This is a genomic window from Marinobacter bryozoorum (assembly GCF_023156245.1).
Taxonomy (GTDB): domain Bacteria; phylum Pseudomonadota; class Gammaproteobacteria; order Pseudomonadales; family Oleiphilaceae; genus Marinobacter; species Marinobacter bryozoorum.
Window position 1 is genome coordinate 166605 of record NZ_JAKZAH010000002.1, and the last position, 22268, is coordinate 188872.

At 60.0% G+C, this 22268-nt stretch carries 30 protein-coding genes, 1 tRNA gene and 1 pseudogene; 26 read left to right on the forward strand and 6 right to left on the reverse strand.

The features are described 5' to 3' along the window. Window positions 1-112 precede the first annotated feature (112 nt). The 6 genes and pseudogenes from MLC59_RS01960 to MLC59_RS20105 all read right to left on the reverse strand — a co-directional run. Window positions 113-550: a hypothetical protein gene (locus MLC59_RS01960; RefSeq protein ID WP_248230394.1), complete on the reverse strand. Its 438-nt coding sequence runs from the start codon at window positions 548-550 to the stop codon at window positions 113-115. A gap of 233 nt (window positions 551-783) precedes the next feature. Further along, window positions 784-1011, reverse strand: coding sequence for a hypothetical protein (locus tag MLC59_RS01965; RefSeq protein WP_248230396.1), 228 nt, complete (start codon window positions 1009-1011; stop codon window positions 784-786). A gap of 92 nt (window positions 1012-1103) precedes the next feature. Beyond that, entirely contained in the window at window positions 1104-1670 is a 567-nt protein-coding gene (locus tag MLC59_RS01970) for a hypothetical protein (RefSeq protein ID WP_248230398.1), read from the reverse strand. After that, window positions 1648-2700 (reverse strand): hypothetical protein, encoded by a 1053-nt coding sequence (locus MLC59_RS01975; protein WP_248230400.1) that lies wholly within the window; start codon window positions 2698-2700, stop codon window positions 1648-1650. The genes MLC59_RS01970 and MLC59_RS01975 overlap by 23 nt, the downstream gene beginning before the upstream one ends. Window positions 2701-2722: 22 nt before the next feature. Next, window positions 2723-3211 (reverse strand): S24 family peptidase, encoded by a 489-nt coding sequence (locus MLC59_RS01980; protein ID WP_248230402.1) that lies wholly within the window; start codon window positions 3209-3211, stop codon window positions 2723-2725. Window positions 3212-3499: 288 nt separating this feature from the next. Then, window positions 3500-3751: pseudogene (locus tag MLC59_RS20105) on the reverse strand (helix-turn-helix domain-containing protein); the annotation flags it as partial. Here MLC59_RS20105 and MLC59_RS01985 point away from each other — a divergent pair. The 26 genes from MLC59_RS01985 (at window position 3750) to MLC59_RS02105 (ending at window position 22258) form a co-directional block, all read left to right on the forward strand. Next, complete coding sequence (locus tag MLC59_RS01985; protein WP_248230403.1) at window positions 3750-3992, forward strand: transcriptional regulator; 243 nt, start codon at window positions 3750-3752, stop codon at window positions 3990-3992. The pseudogene MLC59_RS20105 and the gene MLC59_RS01985 overlap by 2 nt on opposite strands. 456 nt (window positions 3993-4448) lie before the next feature. Beyond that, window positions 4449-4589 (forward strand) — tRNA-OTHER (locus MLC59_RS01990). A gap of 19 nt (window positions 4590-4608) precedes the next feature. Further along, window positions 4609-5184, forward strand: coding sequence for a RusA family crossover junction endodeoxyribonuclease (locus MLC59_RS01995; protein WP_248230405.1), 576 nt, complete (start codon window positions 4609-4611; stop codon window positions 5182-5184). A gap of 61 nt (window positions 5185-5245) precedes the next feature. Next, on the forward strand, window positions 5246-5992 hold the full coding sequence (locus MLC59_RS02000; RefSeq protein WP_248230407.1) for a Rha family transcriptional regulator: 747 nt from the start codon (window positions 5246-5248) through the stop codon (window positions 5990-5992). Continuing rightward, complete coding sequence (locus MLC59_RS02005) at window positions 5989-7005, forward strand: replication protein O (RefSeq protein ID WP_248230411.1); 1017 nt, start codon at window positions 5989-5991, stop codon at window positions 7003-7005. The genes MLC59_RS02000 and MLC59_RS02005 overlap by 4 nt, the downstream gene beginning before the upstream one ends. After that, the gene (locus tag MLC59_RS02010) at window positions 6992-7669 is read left to right on the forward strand and encodes a DUF6475 domain-containing protein (RefSeq protein WP_248230415.1); all 678 of its coding nucleotides are present in this window, start codon (window positions 6992-6994) and stop codon (window positions 7667-7669) included. Before MLC59_RS02005 ends, MLC59_RS02010 begins: the two co-directional genes overlap by 14 nt. Further along, window positions 7666-8067, forward strand: coding sequence for a hypothetical protein (locus tag MLC59_RS02015; RefSeq protein ID WP_248230416.1), 402 nt, complete (start codon window positions 7666-7668; stop codon window positions 8065-8067). The genes MLC59_RS02010 and MLC59_RS02015 overlap by 4 nt, the downstream gene beginning before the upstream one ends. Then, window positions 8064-8396: a hypothetical protein gene (locus MLC59_RS02020; RefSeq protein WP_248230418.1), complete on the forward strand. Its 333-nt coding sequence runs from the start codon at window positions 8064-8066 to the stop codon at window positions 8394-8396. Before MLC59_RS02015 ends, MLC59_RS02020 begins: the two co-directional genes overlap by 4 nt. Before the next feature lie 2 nt (window positions 8397-8398). Then, a complete protein-coding gene (locus MLC59_RS02025) occupies window positions 8399-8731 on the forward strand; it encodes a nuclease domain-containing protein (protein ID WP_248230420.1) in 333 nt (110 codons plus the stop codon). After that, a complete protein-coding gene (locus MLC59_RS02030) occupies window positions 8728-8955 on the forward strand; it encodes a hypothetical protein (protein WP_248230421.1) in 228 nt (75 codons plus the stop codon). Before MLC59_RS02025 ends, MLC59_RS02030 begins: the two co-directional genes overlap by 4 nt. Before the next feature lie 18 nt (window positions 8956-8973). Continuing rightward, entirely contained in the window at window positions 8974-9198 is a 225-nt protein-coding gene (locus MLC59_RS02035) for a hypothetical protein (RefSeq protein ID WP_248230422.1), read from the forward strand. Beyond that, on the forward strand, window positions 9195-9419 hold the full coding sequence (locus MLC59_RS02040; protein ID WP_248230424.1) for a hypothetical protein: 225 nt from the start codon (window positions 9195-9197) through the stop codon (window positions 9417-9419). The genes MLC59_RS02035 and MLC59_RS02040 overlap by 4 nt, the downstream gene beginning before the upstream one ends. Then, on the forward strand, window positions 9416-9811 hold the full coding sequence (locus MLC59_RS02045) for a hypothetical protein (RefSeq protein WP_248230426.1): 396 nt from the start codon (window positions 9416-9418) through the stop codon (window positions 9809-9811). Before MLC59_RS02040 ends, MLC59_RS02045 begins: the two co-directional genes overlap by 4 nt. Next, entirely contained in the window at window positions 9705-9995 is a 291-nt protein-coding gene (gene lysC, locus MLC59_RS20110; RefSeq protein ID WP_427901688.1) for an Rz1-like lysis system protein LysC, read from the forward strand. The genes MLC59_RS02045 and lysC overlap by 107 nt, the downstream gene beginning before the upstream one ends. A gap of 12 nt (window positions 9996-10007) precedes the next feature. Further along, window positions 10008-10391, forward strand: a complete 384-nt coding sequence (locus MLC59_RS02050) for a hypothetical protein (protein ID WP_248230427.1) — start codon at window positions 10008-10010, stop codon at window positions 10389-10391. A gap of 164 nt (window positions 10392-10555) precedes the next feature. Then, the gene (locus MLC59_RS02055; protein ID WP_248230428.1) at window positions 10556-11062 is read left to right on the forward strand and encodes a DUF1441 family protein; all 507 of its coding nucleotides are present in this window, start codon (window positions 10556-10558) and stop codon (window positions 11060-11062) included. Further along, complete coding sequence (locus tag MLC59_RS02060; protein WP_248230429.1) at window positions 11055-13091, forward strand: phage terminase large subunit family protein; 2037 nt, start codon at window positions 11055-11057, stop codon at window positions 13089-13091. Before MLC59_RS02055 ends, MLC59_RS02060 begins: the two co-directional genes overlap by 8 nt. Window positions 13092-13175: 84 nt before the next feature. Then, the gene (locus tag MLC59_RS02065) at window positions 13176-14117 is read left to right on the forward strand and encodes a head maturation protease, ClpP-related (RefSeq protein ID WP_248230430.1); all 942 of its coding nucleotides are present in this window, start codon (window positions 13176-13178) and stop codon (window positions 14115-14117) included. Further along, window positions 14117-14479 carry a head decoration protein gene (locus MLC59_RS02070; protein ID WP_248230432.1) on the forward strand — a complete coding sequence of 121 codons (363 nt, stop codon included), beginning with the start codon at window positions 14117-14119 and terminating at the stop codon, window positions 14477-14479. Before MLC59_RS02065 ends, MLC59_RS02070 begins: the two co-directional genes overlap by 1 nt. 57 nt (window positions 14480-14536) lie before the next feature. Then, entirely contained in the window at window positions 14537-15577 is a 1041-nt protein-coding gene (locus MLC59_RS02075; protein WP_248230435.1) for a major capsid protein, read from the forward strand. Window positions 15578-15625: 48 nt separating this feature from the next. Further along, window positions 15626-15829, forward strand: a complete 204-nt coding sequence (locus MLC59_RS02080; RefSeq protein WP_248230436.1) for a phage head-tail joining protein — start codon at window positions 15626-15628, stop codon at window positions 15827-15829. Further along, window positions 15826-17679: a phage portal protein gene (locus MLC59_RS02085; RefSeq protein WP_248230442.1), complete on the forward strand. Its 1854-nt coding sequence runs from the start codon at window positions 15826-15828 to the stop codon at window positions 17677-17679. The genes MLC59_RS02080 and MLC59_RS02085 overlap by 4 nt, the downstream gene beginning before the upstream one ends. After that, window positions 17672-18202 (forward strand): ATP synthase subunit B family protein, encoded by a 531-nt coding sequence (locus tag MLC59_RS02090; RefSeq protein WP_248230443.1) that lies wholly within the window; start codon window positions 17672-17674, stop codon window positions 18200-18202. Before MLC59_RS02085 ends, MLC59_RS02090 begins: the two co-directional genes overlap by 8 nt. A gap of 35 nt (window positions 18203-18237) precedes the next feature. Then, window positions 18238-20394, forward strand: a complete 2157-nt coding sequence (locus tag MLC59_RS02095; protein WP_248230444.1) for a hypothetical protein — start codon at window positions 18238-18240, stop codon at window positions 20392-20394. 52 nt (window positions 20395-20446) lie between these two features. Further along, window positions 20447-20830, forward strand: a complete 384-nt coding sequence (gene avd, locus MLC59_RS02100; RefSeq protein ID WP_248230445.1) for a diversity-generating retroelement protein Avd — start codon at window positions 20447-20449, stop codon at window positions 20828-20830. After that, window positions 20831-22258 carry a reverse transcriptase/maturase family protein gene (locus MLC59_RS02105; protein WP_248230447.1) on the forward strand — a complete coding sequence of 476 codons (1428 nt, stop codon included), beginning with the start codon at window positions 20831-20833 and terminating at the stop codon, window positions 22256-22258. The last annotated feature ends 10 nt before the right edge of the window (window positions 22259-22268 follow it).

Consider the following 22268-nt stretch of genomic DNA (forward strand, 5'->3'; position numbering starts at 1 on the left):
CGTAGATTTCTCACAAAGCTGGCGGAGATTGAAGGCGAGAATTGTGAACTTGAGTAAATTTCTTGGGCAGAACACAGCAAAAAGCCCGCACATGGCGGGCCTTGGTGAGTGGTTACTGAATGGTGACGCTCGTCAGGTGGACGTACCCGGTGAGGATTCCGTCAGTGAAGCGATCGATTTTCCCTTCGAAGCGAACCTGATCACCGTGCGACAGGGATACTGCCTGGGCTTTATCCACGCCCTCAAGGAAGATGTCTGTCATCGCTGCGTGATCTCCTTCGCTTAACTGGACGGTGTAGCTCCAGCCCTGTTTCTTGGCGTCCACTACGTATCCAGACCATGCCACACGCTTGCCCACGAAATCGCCCTTTCTGGCGTCCTCCTGCGCAGTGGTAAGCCCGGACAGATAGATCTCGTCCATCATCTCATCATAGGTTATCGATATCGGCTTACTGGTCGGCAGGCTTGGCAGCCCATCGGTGGCAAGCGCGAAAACAATGCCCACTGCCATGAGCACCATGAACGCCATCTTTGGTTTGCTGGACTTCATCTCAGCCCACATATCCGCGAACGAGTCGTTCCGGATGCCCTTTCTTCTTCTTGGTCTACGCCGCATCACTGCCTCCTGCTGCCAGGCTGGGCATGCCTCCAGCCCCTTTAACCGTAGGTATCTCACAATGCTGGCACAGTTTGAGCGAGGAGACTGTGAACTTGAGTAAATTCCGTAGGGCCAGACAGTAAAAAGCCCGCTCAGTGGCGGGCTGTGAGTTTGAAGTGCTTCACTTATAGCGCATCGTTCCCAACGAAACCTCCGTCCTTGAACCTGGCGACGAAATTCTCTTTATCGCATCCAGTCATCTGCCCACAAACAGTGCACTGAACGACGTTATTCTCCAAAACAGAAGAATCGAATGTGCTTTTGGGGCTCATAAAGATCGGAGAAGGAAATTTTCCACCACACTTCAGGCATTTCACAGTGATGCTGAGAGTTTCCGGGTCGAGATTGCTCATCTTGGTCTCCCGCTAATTAACAATTTTCGAGCACACTGAGTGTAGCTCATGCGGACAGGGGCGCTGCATCGAGAAAACAATAAAAAGCCCGCTCAGTGGCGGGCTTGATCAGCTAGCTTCGTTCCGGTTCGCGCTCTCAACTTCCTTTTCTGCTTTCTACGATCTTTCCGATCTTTAAGGTGGCCCACGAACTTCGATACCTCTGCAATCTGTGCCAGCAGGAAGCCGATACTCACAATGCAGATGAACAAAAAACCACCGATAACCGGAACGCCCCAGGCTAGCGCGCCGGGTACTTCTTTACCTATAAGAACCACACCAAGCGAAACTATGGCTGCCAAGACATAAAATGATATTGCCAAGTAAATCTGCCGGAGCTTTTCGTCGACAATCCCTTCCAGCCTACGTTTCTCATCCCGAGTCATCCCTTCTCGGTCTGCGTGGAGCTCATTCAGTTTATTGATCGCAGTTAGACCGAATCCGACGGGTATGAGCATCAAGGTACATACATACCAAGGAATCGCCTGGCGCGCCTCGATGCTTTGGAACACATAGGCAAATAGCAGAGCGCCAGCCGCAGCTGCACCCATGACAACAAGCATGCCCATCACGGTCCAGCCGTGTTGTTTGGTCGCACTAATCGTCACCATCTGGGTCAACGTATTCGATCTCGTCGTCGTCAATTTTAGAAAGCAGCCACGTATGCATCTGATGGTATAGGTCAGTCTCATCAACAATTCCATTCGTCGTCTGGACATTTAGTTGACCGTTTAATCGGACCTCTCCGCCCAGTAGCTTACCTCCCCCCTTCAGCTCTACAACCACGTCATCATCATGGGAGTGTCTCATCGAGGAAGCGATATTATCTAACATCTGCTGCCCCGTTTTCGAGGTCTTCCTCAAATACGTAACCTTTAGCTGTACCTGCAAGTTGGCCTCATCGAGTGAATCCTGCAATTTCAGCTTATTAACCCAATCGGATCCCAGTGCGGCGCTGAGGATGTCAGCTCCCTTGCCTGCTGGCACCCACTTGACCCCTTTCGAAGCCTGGTCTTTATTTTCTTCGGTACCCTCGGATTGCTGCTCTAGCGTTTCGACCGGTGTTCCTATACTGACCGTTTTGACAGGCGACCGTTCCACTTTCTTCCGGACTTCTTCGGTGATTTTATCCTGGAGGATCAGTGCAGAGTTACGGGCCATAATCTGCAATCGAGTTCCGAGCAACCAACTCAAGTGTGCTTCGAGCTCCCGGCTCGTAAGCGCCTGAGATTGCATGATCACCAAGTGATTGTCTAGGCAGCCAAAATAAAGAATCGAATCAATGAATTCCTTTTTTCGGCGAACCTTCTCTTCGTCGGATTCCCCATCCTCTCCAGCCACGGCATCGCTGGTTATCGTATCAATTGAATACTCGGAAGCTTGCTCATCTAGAGTCATGAGAACCTGGCTACGACCGGACTCGAATCGCACCAATTGCCCAAAAAACATCCCCTGATGAATGGTGTGGTGATTTACTAACCTGCAGATTGAATCATTGTCCGGATTGATCTTCTCCATCCGGTTGGCCGCAAAATGAGCATCGCTCTGATCAGAAAGAGCCTGCGCCAGCATCTCCTGGAGCGTCTGGGTTTGGTTGGTAATAGTTGCAACTTTGTAATGAACAGACTTGCGCTTCTTCTCCCGCGCCACAGCACTTCTCCTATTGTTGCTTTTATCGTAGTACGGACCACCAGAAAACCCGCCCGATCACCCGCACGCTGGCGGCCATTTCGTCGGCGGTGAGCTCTTCCACCGGGTGCTCGTTGCTGTTCTGGCTGACAATCTTGATGCCGCCACCAGGCCGGCGGTGCAGGTACTTCACTCGCAGCATGCCGTCGTGGTCCAGGGCGTAGATCTCGCCGTCGCGGATGGTTTTGTCAGCGGTATTCACGCCCACACAGGTACCGTCCGGCATGACGGGTTCCATGCTGTTTCCCCGCACAAAGGCGCAGGCAGCGTTCTCGGGCAGGACACTGGCCCTGGACAGGGTGGACTTGGCAAAGCGGAGTTTGGCGCCGTGGTTCTCTACTACCTGAGTCTGGCCCGCGCCTGCAGCCAACTCGACTTCTCTGAAGAGGGGCAATTCAACTTCATCCTCGTCCAGTGGGGTGTTGCTGTCCCAGGCGTCCATGCGCCCGAAGAATTCCAGTTCGTCGGACAAAGGGTTGCTTTTGTGTACGCGTGCAGCCGCTCTTGTGGGGGGCTTGATGCGGAGTCTCGAATAGACGCTGTCAGGTAGGCTTTCGTGGCCCCTAAGCATCGCCTGAGCAACCTCCTCCGGAACCCCAATTAACTTGGCTATGTCCTCTCCATCTCTTTGGAGTTCCTCCAAGATTAAAAGGGCATGATTCTCTCTAGACCAGTTCTGCTCCCCTAGCTCGAGCTCTGCTTTTTGCCTCCGATAATCCTCAATATCAACGGGGCCTGACCCCGTAAACAGCCAGTCGGTAGAGCAGCCCAAGGCGTCAGCAATCTTTACCACTTCACTCTTAGGGATTCCGCGCTTACGCCAGTTGTACACCCGTTGATCTGTGGTATCGAGTTTTCTAGCAAACTCGGCCCACGACCAACCTAGGCGTCGAAGTTTTTCTTCTACTCGCTCAAGAATCGTATCCATACACAGATTGTTTACATCTTTTCGAACATTAGCAATGCACGCCATGTTGACTTGACTACACGTCGAGTTTAGTCTTCTAAGCATGGACACTCTCAGTAAGCAGATCGAACAAGCTGGCGGACCTCAGGCCCTATCCAGGGAGCTGAACATTACGATCCAGCGACTTATTAACTGGCGCAACCGTGGTCGGGTTCCTGCTGACATGGTCTTGCCTTTCTGTCGTGCTCGCGGATGGGCGGTAACCCCTCACGAACTGCGCCCCGACATCTACCCGAACTCATCCGACGGCCTGCCCGGTAACAAACGCTCTGGTGAGGCCGCGTGATGGTGTCCATTAAAACGGATATGCCGCCGTCAGATACCCACTTTTCTGGTAGTGGACGTTTATACAGCAGTGGGAGCGCGTAGCTGCAGCGCTGAGTGCAGCCGGTAGAGCTGGCCAGGCCCCGCGGGGCTCAAGTGCCGATCATGCAGCCGGGGACAGGGTCCCGGCGATAGAACGCCAGCAGCGCGAGCCGAAGGTAACCTCCGCCGCCCCAGGTGATCGTGCCGACTGACTGCCGCAAGCAGTCCGTATTCGGGAGGGCTCTGCTCCCTCGCCAAGGACTGTCCTGGCCGCCGCGCCAGCGTCAGGCAGAGCCCTCCACGAATGCGTTTTTGCAGGGTGGAGCAGTGGTAGCTCGCCAGGCTCATAACCGCCGGTTCGAGTCCGGCCCCTGCTTCCACTCCATCCCCGAGGGCACTGGGGAGACTGGCCATCGATGATCCAGTGTCTTCGGGGATGCGGTGAAGCTCAACGGCAGAGCGGCGGGCTGACCGCCCGGGACACACGCCCACCTGGTGTAGCCCAACCCAGGCGGAAAAAGGTGTAGGCCTGTGAGGCGCAGGTCGGAGCCGGTTCGATTCCGGCGACCGCATCCCATTCAGACAACGGAGGATCCATGGAAAAGCCGAGCAGCAACAGCTTGGGAGAGTGGACTGAATACGTTCACTCCGGCGCGACCTACGAAACCAGGGTGGCCCGGCTGGCGGAATCTCCGGCCGGTATTCGGCTCCTGCTCGGTCCCGGTAACGATGAACGTGACATGTCACGAAAGGAGGAAGCGGGACAGTCCGACAAGCTGCGGGTTGTTCTGCCCTGGCCTCCCCGGGTTCTGAGCCCGAACAGCCGGACCCATTGGGCGCAACGCTCCCGTCAGGCGAAGGCCTACCGGTGGGCTTGCATGGTCCAGGGGAAGAAGGTCGTCAATCAGGAAGGGCCAACCCTGAAGGCCCTGCGCGAACACGTAGCCGCTGGCGGGCATCTGCACCTGTTTCTCGACTTCCACCCGCCCAACCGAGCCAGGCGGGACGATGACAACGTGATTGCGGCGTTCAAGGCTGGCCGTGACGGGCTGGCGGATGCCCTGGGGATCGATGACGAGCATTTTCGCATTCACCCGGTGCTGCGCCGGGAGCACCCGGTAAAGCGGGGTGGCGTGAATGTGGTGATTACGACGAGTGGGCCAGAGGCCTGAAAAAAGACAACCCCCGGTCAGAGGCTGGCGGGCCTGCGGGGGCTGAGAAGGCGGAGAAATTATGACTCAACTGATAACGAACATCAATTCTGAGCAGCTCACCATGAGCAGCCGGGAGATTGCCCAGCTGACTGGTAAGCAGCACAAACATGTCCTCCGGGATATCCGGGCAATGCTTGATGCGCTGGGTGATGGTCCAGATTTGGGCCATGTCCGGGAGGACCGGGACGGTCGCGGTTACACGGTGTGCTTCCACCTGGATAAGGAGCTGACCGAGACCCTGGTGACAGGCTACAGCATTCCGCTGAGGCACAAGGTCATCAAGCGACTGCACGAACTGGAGCAGCAGCAGAGCACCCCGGGTTGGCTGGAAAACCTGAGCCCCCATGCCCGGGTGGTCATTGAGGACCTGAACTCCCAGGTGAACCACTACCGGCAAGAAACCGACCGCCTGAATGCGGTGTGCAACGACCTGGCTGACAACCTGAAAGCGGGCCTGACCCCTGTCGAGTTCTGCCGGATGCTGAACGGCGTAAACCTGAACCGCGTCCAGCCCCTGCTGGTTGAGCGTAAGCGCCTCCTGAAGACGGCGCATGGGTACCGCAGCGCTGCAGCCTACCGTGACAAGCTGTTCACCGAGCGCCGCTACCTGAACAAGGATAAGCGCCCCTGCGAGAAGGTGATTCTCACCCAGAAGGGCGCCAAGTGGCTCTATGCCCAGTACGAACAAGGGAAATTGGTTATGCGCAAGGACTGGGATGGCCGCTTCACTCACCTGCTATTCGATAACGAGGAGAAGGCGGCATGAGCATCATCGAAATAATGGCTCGCCCCATCGCGTTCAACCGCGCCTTTGTAGACCTGGGGCTTGGCATGTGTGGTGCCATGATGTTGTCCCAGGCGCTCTACTGGCGCACCAGAACCCGGGCGGCTGACGGCTGGTTCTACAAGTCCCAGAAGGAGTGGCAAGACGAGACCGGCATGACCAGGCGCGAGCAGGAGACCGCCCGCCGGCGGCTAACCGAGGCCGGGTTCCTGGAAGAACACCGCAAAGGGGTTCCGGCCCGGCTCCACTTCCGTGTGAACGTTGAAGCGCTTGAATCCGCTCTGGAAGCGCTGTCGTCCAGAATGGCGGAAAACGCCAATCAAGAATGTACAGACAATGAAAACAACAGTTTGTCGGAAAGCGCCAATCAAGTTTGTACAGATGGTGCAACCAGTATGGCGGAAAGCGCCAATCAAGATTGCACGAAAGCGCCAGACAGTGATGGCGGAAAGCGCCAATCTATTACAGAGATTACTACAGAGACTACCTCAGAGATTACGGCAAAAAGATCGTCCGGGCCTGATCGGCCGGACACACCTCCCCCCGCTGTCGCTTCAGAGCAACCCAGTGAATCGACCGAGCCCTCAAGGCCAGATGCCGCCATCGAGAATGGCCGGTACTGGGGCACCCAGGAAGACCTCGACCTTGCGACGTGGATGTGGGACCAGCTGGCGGAACAACTCGGGCCGGACAAACCACGGGCGCCGAACTTCTCCCGGTGGGCGAACACCGTTCGGCTGATGCGCGAACAGGACGGCCGCGAGCATCGTCACATCCGGATGCTGTACGAGTGGTGCCGCCAGCATGAGTTCTGGTCGGCCAACATCCAGAGCCCGGACAAGCTCCGCGACAAGTGGCCCCAGCTGGTCCTGCAGCGCAAGACCGAGATACGCAAGTCAGCAGGTTCGCAGGGCGTCGACCGTGCCGCTGAGCTCCGCAAAATCCACGAACAACGCATGGCCAGCCAGCAGGGGGTGACCTATGAACACCAATGACCTCGAAGCGTTTGACGCGCTCTGGACCCAAGCCTACGAGATCTATGGCAAACGCATGGAGCCCCGTGTGGTCTACATGGTCTTTCAGTCGCTGATTGCCTTCTCGCTGGCGGACATCGAACGGGCCATCTCACGACACATTACGAATCCTGACCACGGCCAATTTCCGCCAAAGCCGGCAGACATCGTTCGCCTGCTTCAGGGCAGCAGCCAGTCCGCCAGCGGTGAGGCCTGGGCAAAAGTCGACTATGCGATCCGTTGCGTGGGCAACTACCGCTCGGTCGTATTCGATGATCCGAAAATTCACGCGGCCATTGAACGCCTTGGTGGCTGGCAGAAGATCGCCCTCACGGACGAGAAGGAATACCCGTTCCTCCGGAACAACTTCATGAAGCTTTACCAGGGCTTCACCGTGAACCCTCCGGACAGCTTTCCCCGCAAGCTCATCGGTACCAGCGAGCACGAGAACAGTCAGCATTCAGAGTTCCTGCGTGGTCGTGCGAAAGAGCAGCCTGCACTCGTCGGCGATAAAGAACGAGCCCGGTTGGTGTACCAGGGCGGAGGGGATCAGGGTGTGGTCCAGATCCATCACGACAAGACCGACCAGTTCCTCGAGCTGGCGGTGGAGAGTCAAACGAAGCGATTGGGGAGCGGTGCAGCATGACCATCAGACCATCTCAGGCACTCAAGGCTCTTGAGGCCATGTTCGAGGAAGCCGATCGCGAGCCGGTGCCGGACGACATGTGCCGTCTTCGGGTTCGCAAGGCTGCCGAGGACGTCCGATCCGGCGACAGGCTGAGGCAGGAGATCGACCAGCTCTCTGATAAGAGCCTGGCCGGCAAGCTAGAGTGCAGCACGATGGCTATCCGCAGGCTGGTTGCTGGCGGACACGTTGAGGGGATGGCCGAGGATGACCGCGCCCTGGTGATCGCCTGCCGGAAGGAGCGGGCCTCGCTGGAGCGTCGTGCTGCTGACCTGTCCCTGCCATTCCTGACCCGGCACTACCGGGTAGCCATGGACGACGTGCGGGAAGAGGTAGCCCGCCAGCGGAGCGGTGTATGAACAAGCGGTTGGGGCCGGCCCTGAGTCGGGACAAGATCCCGCTGAAGCGCTGCAAGCAGTGTCATGGCCGAGGGCTGGTGAAGCCTATGTTCTACGAAATGACGTGCAATGCCTGCGCAGGGCTTGGCGCCCTCCGAGTGGATACAGGGGATGCGCTGGATCCGGAGGATGCCGTGGTCCAGTTGCGCATCCGGCTGGAGGAGAAGGAGCGGGAGCTGGCGAGCCTTCGCCGTAAATTGGCGGCCGACCAAAGCGACGACAGCGCCGGCCGTGGGTATGGCGAAACACGGGGCCACGGCCCCATGGGCATGAAGTATCACGGGGACTGAACATGCTGCAGAAAACCACACCCATCCGTTCAAAGAAGATCCGTGAGGCAGCCCGTGGCCAGGCCTGCACCCTGCAGATTGTTGGCGCCTGCTGCGGTGACTGGTCGACCACGGTACTGGCTCACCTGCCGGACGAGAGCCATGGCATTGCCAGGAAGAGCGACGACCTGAGCGCATGCTTTGCCTGTGACGCCTGCCATGCGGTGATCGACGGCCGGGCCAGGTGGCCAGCCATGGAGGCAGAACATAAGGACTGGTATCTGCGCCGGGCCCAGATGCGGACCTGGCGCGTTCTGGTGGATCTGGAAGTGGTGACGATCAAGGGGGCTGCGTGATGCTGGATGACCTGGAAGCGGAAGTGCTCGAGTACCTGCATGGCATGGATGCACAGATGGTGAGCGAGGTCAGTCGTGCGCTGAAGGCCAAGCCGGCGAATGTCAGGCAGGCGCTGCACAACCTCGCTGCTACCGGTGACGTGGCCATGACCAAGACATCGGACGGGCTGGAGCTGTTCGAAGCGGCCCATGGGGGCTATTTGCCGAAAGGGTGGACGGCTTGAGGCAGCGAGGGCCCGCGGGTGAGGCGTGAACACATCGAGGCAAACAAGCTGCTGGATATTGCGGAAACCGGCAACCGGGGCGCCTACAGGGATGCGCTGAAGGAAATGGAGGGGAGGCTAAGGCCGGAGGTATCCCGGCAGGCCGCCCACCTGGCGAAGTGGCAACATCAAATGTATCAGCGGTACCACAGGCTGTTCGCTTGGCGAGCGGAGTGGAAAGCAGGCAGGAGGGTGCAGCAGTGACAGACCCACACCCGGATCCGGAGCGCTACTGGAAGCACCGCCGGCGTCTGGCTTACACGGCCATGGCTGCCCTGCTGGTCACCCTGGCAGCCGCCCTATTCGCTCCCATCCGCGAGGCGGTTATCCCCCTGATCGAGGGGCTGGCCTGGGGCTTTGTCGTCATCGTCATCGGTTACTACGGCAACAATGCCATCGAGTCATTCACCAGGAGAAAGCCATGATCGCCAAGCTGCTCACATCGAAAGCCTTACCCTGGGTGGCCGGCGCCGTCCTTGCCCTGGTTCTGGCCATGGCTGCCGCCCTGCTCTACCTGAACAGCCAGAACGACCGCCTGAGCGAGAAGGTGGGCAACCTCCAGCAACAGAACGAACAGCTGACCGAGACGGCCCGCCGACTATCCGAGGACTACCAGGCCCTCCAGCTGGAAGTCGAGCGCCGGGACGAGCTGGTCACCCGCACCCTGCAAGAGAAACAGGCGATAGAGGGGAATGCCCGTGAAACCATCAATGAATTGCGCAGGGCGCTGGAAGGCGATACGTGTGCTATCCGCCCTCATCCTGGCGCCGTGGCTGACAGCCTGCGGCACAACGCCGGTGATCGAGTACAGGACTGAATATGTCTACCCTCCCTCCCCCCTGCTCCAGCCCAGCCCGGTACCCGAGTACACAGGCCGAACCTGGGGCGACCTACCAGAGTACTGCGCCGTGCTTCAAAGCGAGCTGCGCCAGTGCGACGCCGACAAGCAGGCAGTCAGGGAGTGGGTCGACGGACATAGAACAAACAGCAACAAGCAGTAACGGAGGCAGGTCGTGACGCTGGTAGAAGAGATCGCGCAAGAGGCAGGACTCGAGGTGATGATGCTGGTATGCCAGATCTGGGGCGGCCAGACACTCTACATTCCCGACAACCCGAAACCCGATCACCCGATAGCCCAGGACATCGGTTATGAAAACCTGCTCCACCTGGTTGCACTCTACGGCGGTCAGACAATCCACCCCCCCTCCCTTGAGCGACCCCACCTGGCTCAGAGAGCCAAGGCCCGGTTCCTCAAGCAGACAGGATTGTCTGAGCGGCGCATCGCCTGGGTGCTTGGCGTCAGCGTGAATCGAATCAAGTACATGCTCAACGGGAACAAAGCCAACGCCCAGTGGCATGAGCGTCAGGAGATGGAGCGGGAACTGAGTAATGGGTAGGCCGGAAACAAAAAGTCCTTTCCATTCAGAGGCCTGGGGTCCCTGCGCGGCCGGGCGCCACACGGGGACGCGGAACCGCGCTTTTCGGCAAATTTTCGGCTTCCCATGGCTCCACCACCGCGAGCCCTTGGGGCACATGGGCTGCGGCTTAGTGGGTGGTGAAGGTGGCGGCTGAAATCAACAAGTTGGCGGATGCCTACAACTGGAACATCACCCGGATTGCGGATGCGTTCGGCATGGACCGGGGTACGGTTCGGGGGCGTCTGCGTGCTGCCGGTGTTGTGCCTGCGGGCCAGAAGAACGGCGTCAGCGTTTACGCCCTGAAGGATGTTGGCCCGGCCCTGTTTGGTGATGTTGTCACTGGCACCGGGACTGACCCTGACGAGATGATGCCCAAGGATCGTAAGGACTGGTACCAGTCAGAGAACGAGCGAATCAAGCTGGAGAAAGAAATGCGGGCGCTTATCCCGATTGAGGAGGTACACCGAGAAATGAGCCAGCTTGCCAAGAGCATCGCCAGCTCACTGGACAGCCTGCCCGACTTGCTGGAACGGGATGCCGGCCTGCCGGGTGAGGCCATCGACCTGGTAGAGGGTGTGACCGACAACCTGCGTGAGCAGATGTACCGCGCCATTGTGGACGACGAAGAGGAGCTGGCGGTCAATGAGTAGCTACGGCAGTGCCCGCATGATTCGCATGGACGTGGCAGAGCTGATACGCCCGCCGCGCCGCATCAAGCCCAGTCAGGCGGCCGCCGAATTCATGAAAGTGGTTGGCGGTGACGGCACGGTCCGGGATTGGAGCCCGGACGCCACCCCTTATATGGTCGAGCCCCTTGATTGCATGGGTGGCCGAAAGTACGACGCCGTGATATTCGTCGCTCCAGCTCGCACGGGGAAGACTCAAGCGCTTGTCGACGGCTATATCGCCTACGAGGTCGAGTGCGACCCATCCGACGGACTCGTCATCCAGATCAGCGAGGACAAAGCCCGGGAGTTCAGCAAGAAGCGGGTTGACCGGATGCTAACGCACTCCCCGGCCCTGGCAAAGCGACTCAGCCCAAGAGGTCACGACAACAACGTTCACGACAAGATTTTCCGTGCCGGCAATTACCTGGGCATCAAGTGGCCATCGAAGAACGTCATGGCCAGTTCCGACTTCAAGTTTGTGCTGATCACCGACTTTGACCGGCTGGCGGAGGATGTCGGTGGCGAGGGTGACCCGTTCACACTGGCCTCAAAGCGGACCCAGACGTTCGGATCAACTGGCATGACGCTGGCGGAGAGCTCACCCGGGCGGGAGATCACCGACCCCAACTGGCGCCAGCCGACAGACTGCCCACACATGGCCCCGCCCACCACCGGCATCCTCGATCTGTATAACCGTGGCGACCGCCGCCGGTGGTACTGGCAGTGCCCGCAGGGCCAGTGCCGGGAGTGGTTCCAGCCGATCCAGCAGAACTTCAACGTTGCCTCCCGGGCCGTGTTCTGCCCTCATTGCGGCTGCGAGGTCTCCCAGGCCGAAAAGAAGCGCCTGAACATGAACGGCCGCTGGGTGCCGGAGGGCTGCTCCCTCACGCCGGACGGCGAAATGCTTGGCACGCCGAAAGGCGGACGGATTGCCTCGTTCTGGATGGAGGGCCCCGCCGCCGGCTTTCAGACCTGGGCCAGCCTGGCCGAAAAGCTGGAAACCGCCACCGAAACCTACGAGGTCACCCGCAGCGAGAAGGCGCTGAAGACGGTCACCAATGTGGACTGGGGCTTGCCATACCTGCCCCGGGCCATGCTGGAGGACGCGGCGCGTACCAACCCTGCCGACAATGCCGAGGACTTCGAGCGCTACATCGTCCCCGAGCAGGCCCGGTTCCTCACGGCCGCGGTGGACGTACAGGGCGGCCAGAATGCCCGGTTCGTTGTCCAGGTGCACGCCCATGGACCGGACCGCGAGGAGTGGTTGATTGACCGATACGAGATCAAGGAAAGCCCCCGCGAGGGCCTCGACGGTGAGCCGGCCCCGCTTGATCCGGCCAGCTACCCGGAGGACTGGGACACCATCACGGATAAGGTTGTTAGCGCCACCTACCGCACCCACGAGGACGGCCAGGAATTGCGGGTGCGCATGACCATCGTGGATTCCGGCGGCGAAGATGGCGTCAGCGAAAACGCTTACCGCTGGTATCTGAAATGCGCCCGCAACCGATTGGCGCACCGGGTCTGTCTGTACAAAGGCGCGTCCGCCCGGAATGCGCCGCAGATCAAGGAAAGCAAGGTGCCGTCTGCCGCCAAGGCCGAAGTTCCCCTGCTGATTTGTAATCCCAACCTGCTGAAGGACGCCGTTACCAACGCGGCCCGCCGTTCCGATGCCGGAACGTCCCGCCTTCACTTCCCCCGATGGCTGGGTGCCTGGTTTTGGGATGAGTGGCAGGCAGAGATCCGGCAGACCGATGGCCGCTGGAAGAAAGTCCGCAAGCGCAACGAGGCCCTTGACCTGGCCTGCATGAACCGCGCTGCCTCCCTGAAGCTGGGCACAGCAAAAATCCGCTGGGACAAGCCGCCGGCCTGGGCCCGTCCAGTGCTGGAGAACAGCGAGCGCATCAGCCGCGAAGAGCGCCGGGAAATGCAATCCGAACAGAAACCCCGCAAGCGCGAGAAGTCCGGCTTCAAGAAGTCCGGCGGTTTCAAGAAAGCGGAGTTCGTGTAGCCACCCACCCCAAGACAGGCGCGACCAAAACCGTTTTGCAACCATGTAACCATCGACCCGATCAATGCGACAGCGAGATCCAAGATGGCGAAAAAATGGTTTGATGTCCGCGCCCAGGCGGACCGGAAGGAGGTCAGCGTCAGCATTCGCGGCTTTATCGGCGAATGGGGCGTCTCTGATAGCGAGCTGATCCGGGAAGTGGAGGCCGCCGGCGATGTTGAGATGATCAACGTCAACATCAACAGCCGGGGCGGCGAAGTGGATCACGGCTTGTCCATTTACAACTTCCTGCGCACCCACCCTGCCCTGGTCAGCGTCCGCATTGACGGCATCGCGGCCAGCGCCGCGTCCGTGATTGCCATGGCCGGTGACGAGATCACCATGCCGGCAAACGCCCTGATGATGGTGCACAACCCGTGGACGTTTGCGATGGGTAATGCGGCGGAGCTGCGCAAGACCGCAGATGACCTTGAGCAATTCGAAAAGACCCTGCTGGCCACCTACACGGCACGGACCGGCAAGGACGAAGAAGCCATCAAGGATCTGCTGGATGACGAGACCTGGCTGACTGCCGCTGAAGCGGTAGAGCTTGGCTTTGCCGACACCGTCGAATCCCTGGCTCAACCGGCAGCGGTGGCCATGGCCAAGGCGATGGATATTCCTGCCGAGATCCTGGCCAAAGTTGCCGAGATCGAGAAGCCAGCAGCCCCGACCGAGCCTGCTGAACCGCAGCAGCCGGAATCGAACGCTGAGGCCTCGGAGGAAAACCCCGAAGCCAAGACCGCTGAAATTGTCGCCCTTTGTGTTGAGCGAGGCTTTGCCGCCAAGGCGGCAGACTGGTTGCGCGAGGGCATCACGCTGGACGACGCGAAGCAGCGCATCCTCGACGCCCAGGCGGCGGACGACGAAGCCCGCAACGCCGACCCGGTCATTCTGCCCGGCCAGGAAGACGGTCAGGCAGAGAAAGAAGCCCGCTCAAGCTGGGCAAAAGCCTTCAAGAAAACCCAACCGAGAGGTAAATGGTAATGGCTACTTTTACTGAATCCCGGCATGCCGGCGAGTTCATCATCTCCGAAGCGAACGGCCACCGCAGCCGCGATACCGTAACCGTGGCCGCTGGCAACAATCTGCAGGCAGGTCATGTGGTCGGTGCGCTGACTGCTGGCGGTTATGCCGAGTACAACCCGGGCAACGCCGACGGCTCTGAAACCCCGGCAGGCGTCCTGTTCGACGCGGTGGATGCGACCGACGCAGCCCAGACCGGCGTCATTCTGGCCCGAGACTGCGAGGTAACCGGTGCAGACCTGGCCTTCTTCGCTGGCGCGACCGAAGGCGAGATCGAGACCGCCGCCGCGGCCCTGGCCGAGCTTGGCATCATCGTCCGATAAATCCGAAACCGGCTGGCACTGCTTGTTGGCCACAACGATCTGAACTGGAGATTACAAATGGCTACTATGGACATCTTCAACAGCGACGCCTTCAGCATGGTTTCGCTGACCGAAGCCCTGAACGAGCAGGAGTTCCAGCCGAGCTTCCTGCGAAACCGGGGCATCTTCACCCCAAAGCGGGTCCGCACTGAAACCGTGGCAATCGAGAGCAAGGCCGGCGTACTGAGCCTGATCCCGACCAGCCCCCGCGGCGCAGCCCCCGAGGCGAGCTCTGCCGGTAAGCGCACCCTGCGCGACTTCCGCACCGTGCGTATCGCCAAGAGCGACCGGATCACTGCCAGTGAGCTGGCCAACATCCGCGCCTTTGGCTCCGAGACCGAGCTGATGCAGGTTCAGTCTGAGGTGGCTGATCGCCTTAACGGCCCCGCCGGCCTGATGCGTGATATCGAGCTGACCTGGGAGAACATGATGCTTGGCGCCATTCAGGGCCAGGTAGTGGATGCGGACGGCTCTGTCATCGAGGACTACTTCGACGCCTTTGGCGTGAGCCAGGATGCAGAGATTGACTTTGACCTGGACAACACCTCTCCGGCCTCTGGCGCGGTTCGCAAGAAGTGCAACCAGGTGGTGCGCCAGATGATGAAGGCCGCCGCGGGCGCATGGGTGCCCGGCCGGACCATCGTCGAGGCTGTTGTGGGCGATGCGTTCTGGGATGACCTGGTAGCGCACCCGGAAGTTCGCGAGACCTATCTGGGCACTCAGCAGGCCGCCGATCTGCGCAACGACGTGGGCATGGCTTACGAGCAGTTTGTCTACGGCGGCATCCGCTGGATCAACTACCGGGGCACCGATGATGGATCCACCGTAGCCGTAGGCACAGACAAGGCGAAGTTCTACCCGGTGAACGCTCCGGGCGCCTTCCTGATGGCCTACAGCCCGGGTGAGTTCTTCGACACCATCAACCTGCCCGGCCAGGACGTGTACTCCCTGGTCATCCCGGACGAGCGCCGTAACGCCTTCGTTGACGTCGAGGTCTACAGCTACCCGCTGCCGATCGCCACCCGGCCCAAGATGCTCCAGCGCGCCAAGCGCACCTAAGCCCTGACCGGGGCTCTTCGGAGCCCCTTATTCTCATGGGGGTAAGGCATGAGCTTCACGGCATCGGATCTGGATGCAATCAATCGCGCCATCGCCCTGGGTGAGCGGCGCGTTACGTTTAATGACCGCACGGTTGAGTATCGGGACATTGACGAACTGCTGAGGGCTCGTGACGCCATCCGTACCGAGCTGGCCCGCAGTGAGTCCGGTAGCCGCCGGCGGATCTGGCCAATGCGAGGAACCGGATTTTGACCAATAAACATCCTCCCGTAATGGCCTTCTGGCAGGCGGGGAAGCCCGGGAACAAGGCGTTCCGTGATAAGGGCGACCCCGGCCCCAACATCGCCAACCTGGCAAACCTGCGCACGGCTCGCATGCGGGCGCGTGACGCTGTCCGAAACATCCCCCTGGCCAGTCGCGCCATAGACCTGGACGTCACCAACATCGTGGGCACGGGCATCGTGCCTCGCTTTGAAGAGCGGCCCCTGTCCGCCCTGTGGCGAGAGTTCGAGGACGAGTGCGACGCCTCCGGCATCTACGATATCTATGGCCTGCAGGAAGCCGCCGTCCGCGCATGGCGGGAGACGGGCGAGTGTTTTATCAGGCTGCGGCCACGCAGGGCCTCCGACGGACTGGCGGTTCCCATGCAGGTGGAGTTGCTGGAGGCCGATATGGTGCCCCTGCAGAACTTCCCGATCCTGAGCAACGGCAATCGCATTGTTCAGGGCGTGGAGTTCAACGGCATCGGCCAGCGCGTGGCCTATTGGGTCCACAAACAGCACCCCGGTGATAACTACGGCCTGCAGGTCTCACAGGGTGAGCTGACCCGGGTTCCGGCAGATCGCATCATTCACATTTACGAGCCGCTGCGCCCAGGACAGGTTCGGGGCTTCCCGCCTCTGGCCACCGTGCTACAGCGGATGCAGCAGAAAAACGACTTTGACGAGGCAACGCTGGAGCGTCAGAAGCTTGCCAGCAGCCTGACCGCCGTGTTCACCCGCCCGGTGCCGGAGACTGAGGGCGTGGATCCGATCACCGGCGAATCCATCGATGGCCGGGAAATGGCGGAGATTGAACCAGGCAGCGCTTACACCCTGTACCCGGGTGAGGACGTCAAGTTCCCCAGTCTGCCTTCCTTGGGCGGTGAGTATGAGGCGTTCGCCCGGGTCAACGGCCGGGACATTGCCGCCGGTTTCGGGCTGCCCTACGAGTTGCTGACCGGCGACTTCCAGGGCATGTCAGACCGCACGGTCCGCGTCCTGATCAACGAATATCGACGCCGGGTAGAGCAGCACCAGTGGCACCGGGTTATCCGGCAGATGATGCGCCCTATCAAGGCGGCCTGGCTGACTGCGGCCAAGCTTTCTGGTGTGGCGCGAGATTCGATTGATGACACCGTTCGTTGGGTTCCGCCGGCATGGCCCTACTTCCACCCGGTGCAGGACGTGCAAGCCCTCACCATGGAGGTCAAGGCCGGTCTGCGCTCGCAGTCTGACGTCATACACAGCCGGGGCAACGACCCCGACCAGGTGCGCCGTGAGCGTGCCGCTGAACAGGCAGATGACCAACGGGCTGGGGTTTACTCCACCACCACGGTCTACGATCCGGAGATCGAGCGCAGCAGCGCCCGGGCCCGGTCTGACATGGTGGCCCAGGCTGAGGCGCAAAAGGCTCGCGGTGCAGCCATGGAGTCGGTGGCAGCCAGCACGGCCAACCAGGCCATCGCCGAGGCCAACAAAGCCAAGGCGAAGGCGCTGGAGGCAGAGGCTCGTGCCCACGATGCCGAGGAGGCCATGAACCGGTCTGCGGACGAGCTCAACCGGCTGCAAGGCGAGATTGCCAAGGCCCGGGCAGAGTCTGAGGCGCTGGCGGCGGATGACGAGCGAAAAACCCGCATGGAGGCCCTGGTGCGTGAGATTGAGGCCCGGGAGCAGTCAACTCAGCGCGAAGCTGAACACCGACTGGAGCTGGCCCTGCATGCAGCCGAGGAAGCCCGGGAGGCCCGAGAGCACGCCCGCAAGCTGCAGAAAGAGGACTACCGCATCAAGCAACTGGAGCGCCAGGGTGCCGAGCAGGTCCTGGCCGACCTGAGCGATGAGTGATTACCTCAAGGCACTGAGGGAGCGCAAGCGCACCCTGAAAATTCAGCAGGAGCGGCACGACGCGCAGCTTGAAGCCCTGGAAGAGCGCGCCCGACAGATTGTCGAAGATGCCAAGGCGCAGGCGCAGGCGGAGCGTGACCAGATACTGGCCGATGCCAAGGGCGATCCCGGTGAGGATGGCGACGTCGGGCCCATGCCGAAACACCAGTGGAAAGGGACGCGCCTGCGCTTTGAGGATGGCGAGCGGGACCACTGGGGCAAGTGGGTAGACCTGAAAGGCCAGCCCGGGCCTCCGGGGCCACCGGGCCGCCCTGGTAGCGGAGCCAATCTTGCCTCCCTGCCCCTGCTGAACGCCCCACCGGAAGATGGCGACACGATGATCGTGGAGCGCGAAGGCAAGCTTTACCGGGTAACGATCCAGAATCTGAAAGACACCTTCGGCGAGGCGATCCCCATCGATGCGATTTACGCCGGTGGCGATCCGGTCATGGCCGATGATGAATACGTGAGGGCAACAGACTGATGGCCGTACAACATAAAGACATCCCCAGAGAACACATGCACGACCCTTATCGGTGGGTGGTGGCTGACGAGGCAGAGCGCCTTGCCATAGCCCCGCTGATCTCGGACGTCCTGAAATGGGCGCACCAGCTCAGCGATGACACGATCTGGGAGCTGAAAAACTTCGCCCCGATCACCTGGCGGCAGGTAAGCGCTGTCAGTTCCGTCCACGGCCGGACCGGCGCGGTAACGGCGCAGGCTGGCGACTATACGCCCGCTCAGGTGGGAGCAGACCCGGCAGGCGCAGCATCCAATGCCGTGACAAGTCACGAACAGGCAGCGGATCCGCACTCGCAGTATGCGCAGAAAGCCGACCTTGCCGCTGTTGCCAATTCTGGCGACTACAATGACCTGACCAACAAACCCGACCTGAGCGTTCTGGAAGAGGTCACTGTATACGCCGATCTGGCCTCGTTCCCGGCGTCCGGCGAAACCGACAAGGTCTACATCGCCCAGGATACCGGCTATATGTACCGCTGGAGTGGGTCAGGCTATGTGCAGCTCACGGACCAGACCGCCATCTGGGGGCAGATCAGCGGCAACCTGGCCAACCAGGCTGATCTGAGCAATGCGCTGGCGGCCAAGGTGGATAAGGTGGCCGGCAAGGGCCTGTCCACCAACGACTACACTGACGCAGAACAGTCCAAGCTCTCAGGTATTGAGCCCGGTGCCACGAAGAACGCGACCGATGCACAACTGCGCGACCGCTCAACGCACACCGGGACTCAACCGGCCAGCACGATCAGCGATTTTAACTCGCAGGCCTCAGCGGCGGCACCAGTCCAGAGTGTTGACGGCCGGGCCGGCGCTGTGGACCTGTCCGGAAGCTACGAGGCCAAGCGCCAGAACAACTTGTCAGCCGCCACCGACCCCACGGCAGCCGACGACGCCAGCGCCGGGTACGAACCGATGTCCCGGTGGATCAACACCAGTACCGGTGAAATCTGGCTCTGCGTCGATGCGACCAACGGTGCGGCGAACTGGCAGAAAGCCTCTTTGACCCTGGATGAGCTTGGCAGTGCTGCTGTTGTCGACGTGGGCACCGGTCAGGCTCAAATACCATTGAATAGCGATCTGGGCTCTGCAGCCTACTCCGACGCAAGCGAGTTTGACGAGGCCGGCGCAGCCTCCTCCGCTGTTTCAAGCCACCAAAGCGCCAGCAACCCGCACCCTCAATACACAACCGATGCAGAGGTCAATGACCTGGCCCCCAAAGCCCCCGGCGTGCTCGACGGCCTGCGCCGCTCTGTAGAGTCTGCATCTGGTGGGCGCATGACCGTGTTTTATACGGCGCTTGGTCAGCCCTCGTATTTCGTTCGGCAACCCCAGTTTCTCTGCGAGGATATCGCGCCGGGTGGCGAGCTAGGGTCTGGCGTTCATGAGGCGTTCAGGTTCGGGGCCGAGACCGACGCCGAAATATGGGTCGGGGCGTATCCAGGCTCAGTGGTCAACGGAGAGGGCGTCAGTCAGCCCGGCGTGGAAACCGGTCGGTCTATCGATTTCGATCAAGCCCGCGCAGCCTGCCAGGCCTGCGGTTCGGGCTTTGACCTGATGACCACCTGGGACTGGTCAGCGGTTGCTCTATGGTGCATGGCGAACGGATTTGAGCCCCGAGGCAACACCAACCATGGTCGACACCACGATAATCGCTGGGAGACAGGCACCCGGCAGGATGGCGATACCTACATCCCCGGCGACAACTCCGGCATCGGCAACATACTAACCGGATCAGGCCCGGTTCAGTGGCGTCACGACGGCACCATGAGCGGCATATCTGACCTGGTGGGCAACGTCTGGGAATGGTCTCTGGGATTCAAGATGATCGATGGCCGCATCTTTTTGAGTCCAGATAATGATATCCCTGCCGAGTCCAGCTATACCGACACCGGCTGGGATATGCCCGGCAATCAGACATGGGCATCGATGACCGCAACTGGCGCCAGTGATGCGCTGAAGCGTGCGCTCATTGTGCCCAAAGGCGTGGACGACCCCACAGGCAACCTTTACACGAATCTGTCCGGGGAACGGCTCCCGCTCCGTGGCGGCCCGCGCAGCAATGGCGGCGCTGCCGGCCTTGGTGCGCTGTACCTCAGCAGCGTTCGCACGCATTCGTACACGAGCATCGGGTTTCGCCCCCGCTTTCGCAATCCGTAATCTGTAACCCTGCAATCTGCTTGCCCTGCGGTAGCAGGGCGTAAGGAAATAAATGAATCAGGAAGACTTGCAAATCAGGCTAAAGGTGGAGGAGATGATCTATTACGGATATGCCGCTTTGCGGCAGTTTCCAAAGTCGGAAAAGCATGTGCTGTCTGCAGAAATCCGGCAGTGCATGTACCGCATTCTGCGCCTGGTCATTGTTTGCAACCGTCGCTACTTCAAAAAGACCACTATGCAGGACCTGGATAGTGAGCTGGATTTGCTGCGCTCACTCGTTCGGCTCGGCAAAGAGCTGGGCTTTCTGCCATTCAAGCAATATGAGGTCTGGTCCAGGCACAACGACGAGATTGGCAGATACCTCGGCAAATGGATGCAATGGATGAAGCAGGAAGCCTCCAGGAGGCAGTCTGCCTCAAAAGGGCAAGGACGATAAATGGAAGGCTCTGGCGTTAAGTGGCTCCCGATCCGTGGCGGCAATCGCAACAATGGCGGCAATGCCGGCCTTGGTGCGCTGAACCTCAACAACGTTCGCACGAATTCGAACACGAACATCGGGTTTCGCCCCCGCTCTCAGATCTCGGACGGCCAGAAGTTGCCGGGCTACGGCCCGGCTCCCAGTGCCGATCTGAAAGGACGCCAGATCCACGGCAGGAGCCGAAAAATACTCAGAGAGTTGCGCGTAGTATCCGGCAAGGAGAGGCCTGCAACTCTTGCCTTAACAGGAAATGTAATGGCAAAAACCTACAACGGACTCTTCGAAGAAATTATCACCTTCGAATCTCTTTATGGAGCGTACCTCCGCGCCAGGAAGGGGAAGCGGAAAAGCTGGCCTTGCCGGCACTTTGAGCAGGATCTGGAGGGTAATCTGATCCAGCTCCAGAACGAGCTGATCTGGGGGAAGTATCAGACAGGGCCTTACCGTAGCTTCTATGTCACCGAGCCCAAGCGCCGAAAGATAACTGCCCTGAAGCTCTTTCGAGACCGGGTGGTCCAGCACGCCATCGTCGGCGCTATCGAGCCGATCTGGGAGCGCCGGTTTATTGGGCACAGCTATGCCTGCCGACCAGGGAAAGGCACGCACTGCGGCGCAGCGACAGCCCAAAGAATGCTGCAGCAGTGCCTTCGCAAGCATGGCAAGGTTTATGTTCTGAAAGCGGATATCAGCAAGTATTTCGCCAGCATCGACCACGACATACTGCTAAGCCTGCTGCGAAAGCGCATTGCAGACGCTCGGCTAATGTCGGTCATTGAGGACATCATCCGCAGCTACAGCGAGCCGGAGAGCCCGGGCAAAGGCCTGCCGATTGGCAATCTGACCAGTCAGCTTTTCGCCAATCTTTATCTCGACGCCTTCGATGACTGGATTAAGTGCCGCCGACGCGAACGGTGGTACGTTCGCTACATGGATGACTGCATCGTTGTTCACCATGATAAGCGCCACCTGCAGGCGCTCAGGATAGATTGCCAGAGATGGCTTTCCGATAACCTTGACCTGGCAACCAATCGCAAAACAGACGTATTCCCGGTCGCTCACCATGGAGGGCGCGGCCTGGACTTTCTCGGCTTCCACTTGTGGCCTGACGGCCGCCGCCTGAGAAAGGCCAGTCTGCGTCGATTCCGTCGACAAGTAAGGCAATGGCAATCGCTTTATGAGTCCGGGGATATAGATCTTTCAGATATCCGCCTGGAGCTGCATAGCTGGGCGAATCATGCCAAACACGGTGACGCGCTGCCTGCGGTCGCCGCTATTCTCAACCAGTCGCCATTCAGGAGGCATCCGGATGACAGCCGAAGACCCAATGTACGAAGACGAAACAGTAGTCGAAACCCACGAAGAGTGGGCGCTGCGAAAGCAGCGTGAGCGAATGGTG

Coding starts and splice junctions, on each gene's coding strand:
- lysC (WP_427901688.1), top strand. CDS start 9,705: ATGAATTGCGCAGGGCGCTGGAAGGCGATACGTGTGCTATCCGCCCTC.
- MLC59_RS02045 (WP_248230426.1), top strand. CDS start 9,416: ATGATCGCCAAGCTGCTCACATCGAAAGCCTTACCCTGGGTGGCCGGC.
- MLC59_RS02080 (WP_248230436.1), top strand. CDS start 15,626: ATGAGCTTCACGGCATCGGATCTGGATGCAATCAATCGCGCCATCGCC.
- MLC59_RS01985 (WP_248230403.1), top strand. CDS start 3,750: ATGGACACTCTCAGTAAGCAGATCGAACAAGCTGGCGGACCTCAGGCC.
- MLC59_RS02000 (WP_248230407.1), top strand. CDS start 5,246: ATGACTCAACTGATAACGAACATCAATTCTGAGCAGCTCACCATGAGC.
- MLC59_RS02105 (WP_248230447.1), top strand. CDS start 20,831: ATGGAAGGCTCTGGCGTTAAGTGGCTCCCGATCCGTGGCGGCAATCGC.
- avd (WP_248230445.1), top strand. CDS start 20,447: ATGAATCAGGAAGACTTGCAAATCAGGCTAAAGGTGGAGGAGATGATC.
- MLC59_RS02020 (WP_248230418.1), top strand. CDS start 8,064: ATGAACAAGCGGTTGGGGCCGGCCCTGAGTCGGGACAAGATCCCGCTG.
- MLC59_RS02005 (WP_248230411.1), top strand. CDS start 5,989: ATGAGCATCATCGAAATAATGGCTCGCCCCATCGCGTTCAACCGCGCC.
- MLC59_RS02095 (WP_248230444.1), top strand. CDS start 18,238: ATGCACGACCCTTATCGGTGGGTGGTGGCTGACGAGGCAGAGCGCCTT.
- MLC59_RS02015 (WP_248230416.1), top strand. CDS start 7,666: ATGACCATCAGACCATCTCAGGCACTCAAGGCTCTTGAGGCCATGTTC.
- MLC59_RS02065 (WP_248230430.1), top strand. CDS start 13,176: ATGGCGAAAAAATGGTTTGATGTCCGCGCCCAGGCGGACCGGAAGGAG.
- MLC59_RS02070 (WP_248230432.1), top strand. CDS start 14,117: ATGGCTACTTTTACTGAATCCCGGCATGCCGGCGAGTTCATCATCTCC.
- MLC59_RS02060 (WP_248230429.1), top strand. CDS start 11,055: ATGAGTAGCTACGGCAGTGCCCGCATGATTCGCATGGACGTGGCAGAG.
- MLC59_RS01995 (WP_248230405.1), top strand. CDS start 4,609: ATGGAAAAGCCGAGCAGCAACAGCTTGGGAGAGTGGACTGAATACGTT.
- MLC59_RS01965 (WP_248230396.1), bottom strand. CDS start 1,011: ATGAGCAATCTCGACCCGGAAACTCTCAGCATCACTGTGAAATGCCTG.
- MLC59_RS02010 (WP_248230415.1), top strand. CDS start 6,992: ATGAACACCAATGACCTCGAAGCGTTTGACGCGCTCTGGACCCAAGCC.
- MLC59_RS02025 (WP_248230420.1), top strand. CDS start 8,399: ATGCTGCAGAAAACCACACCCATCCGTTCAAAGAAGATCCGTGAGGCA.
- MLC59_RS01960 (WP_248230394.1), bottom strand. CDS start 550: ATGAAGTCCAGCAAACCAAAGATGGCGTTCATGGTGCTCATGGCAGTG.
- MLC59_RS02075 (WP_248230435.1), top strand. CDS start 14,537: ATGGCTACTATGGACATCTTCAACAGCGACGCCTTCAGCATGGTTTCG.
- MLC59_RS02090 (WP_248230443.1), top strand. CDS start 17,672: ATGAGTGATTACCTCAAGGCACTGAGGGAGCGCAAGCGCACCCTGAAA.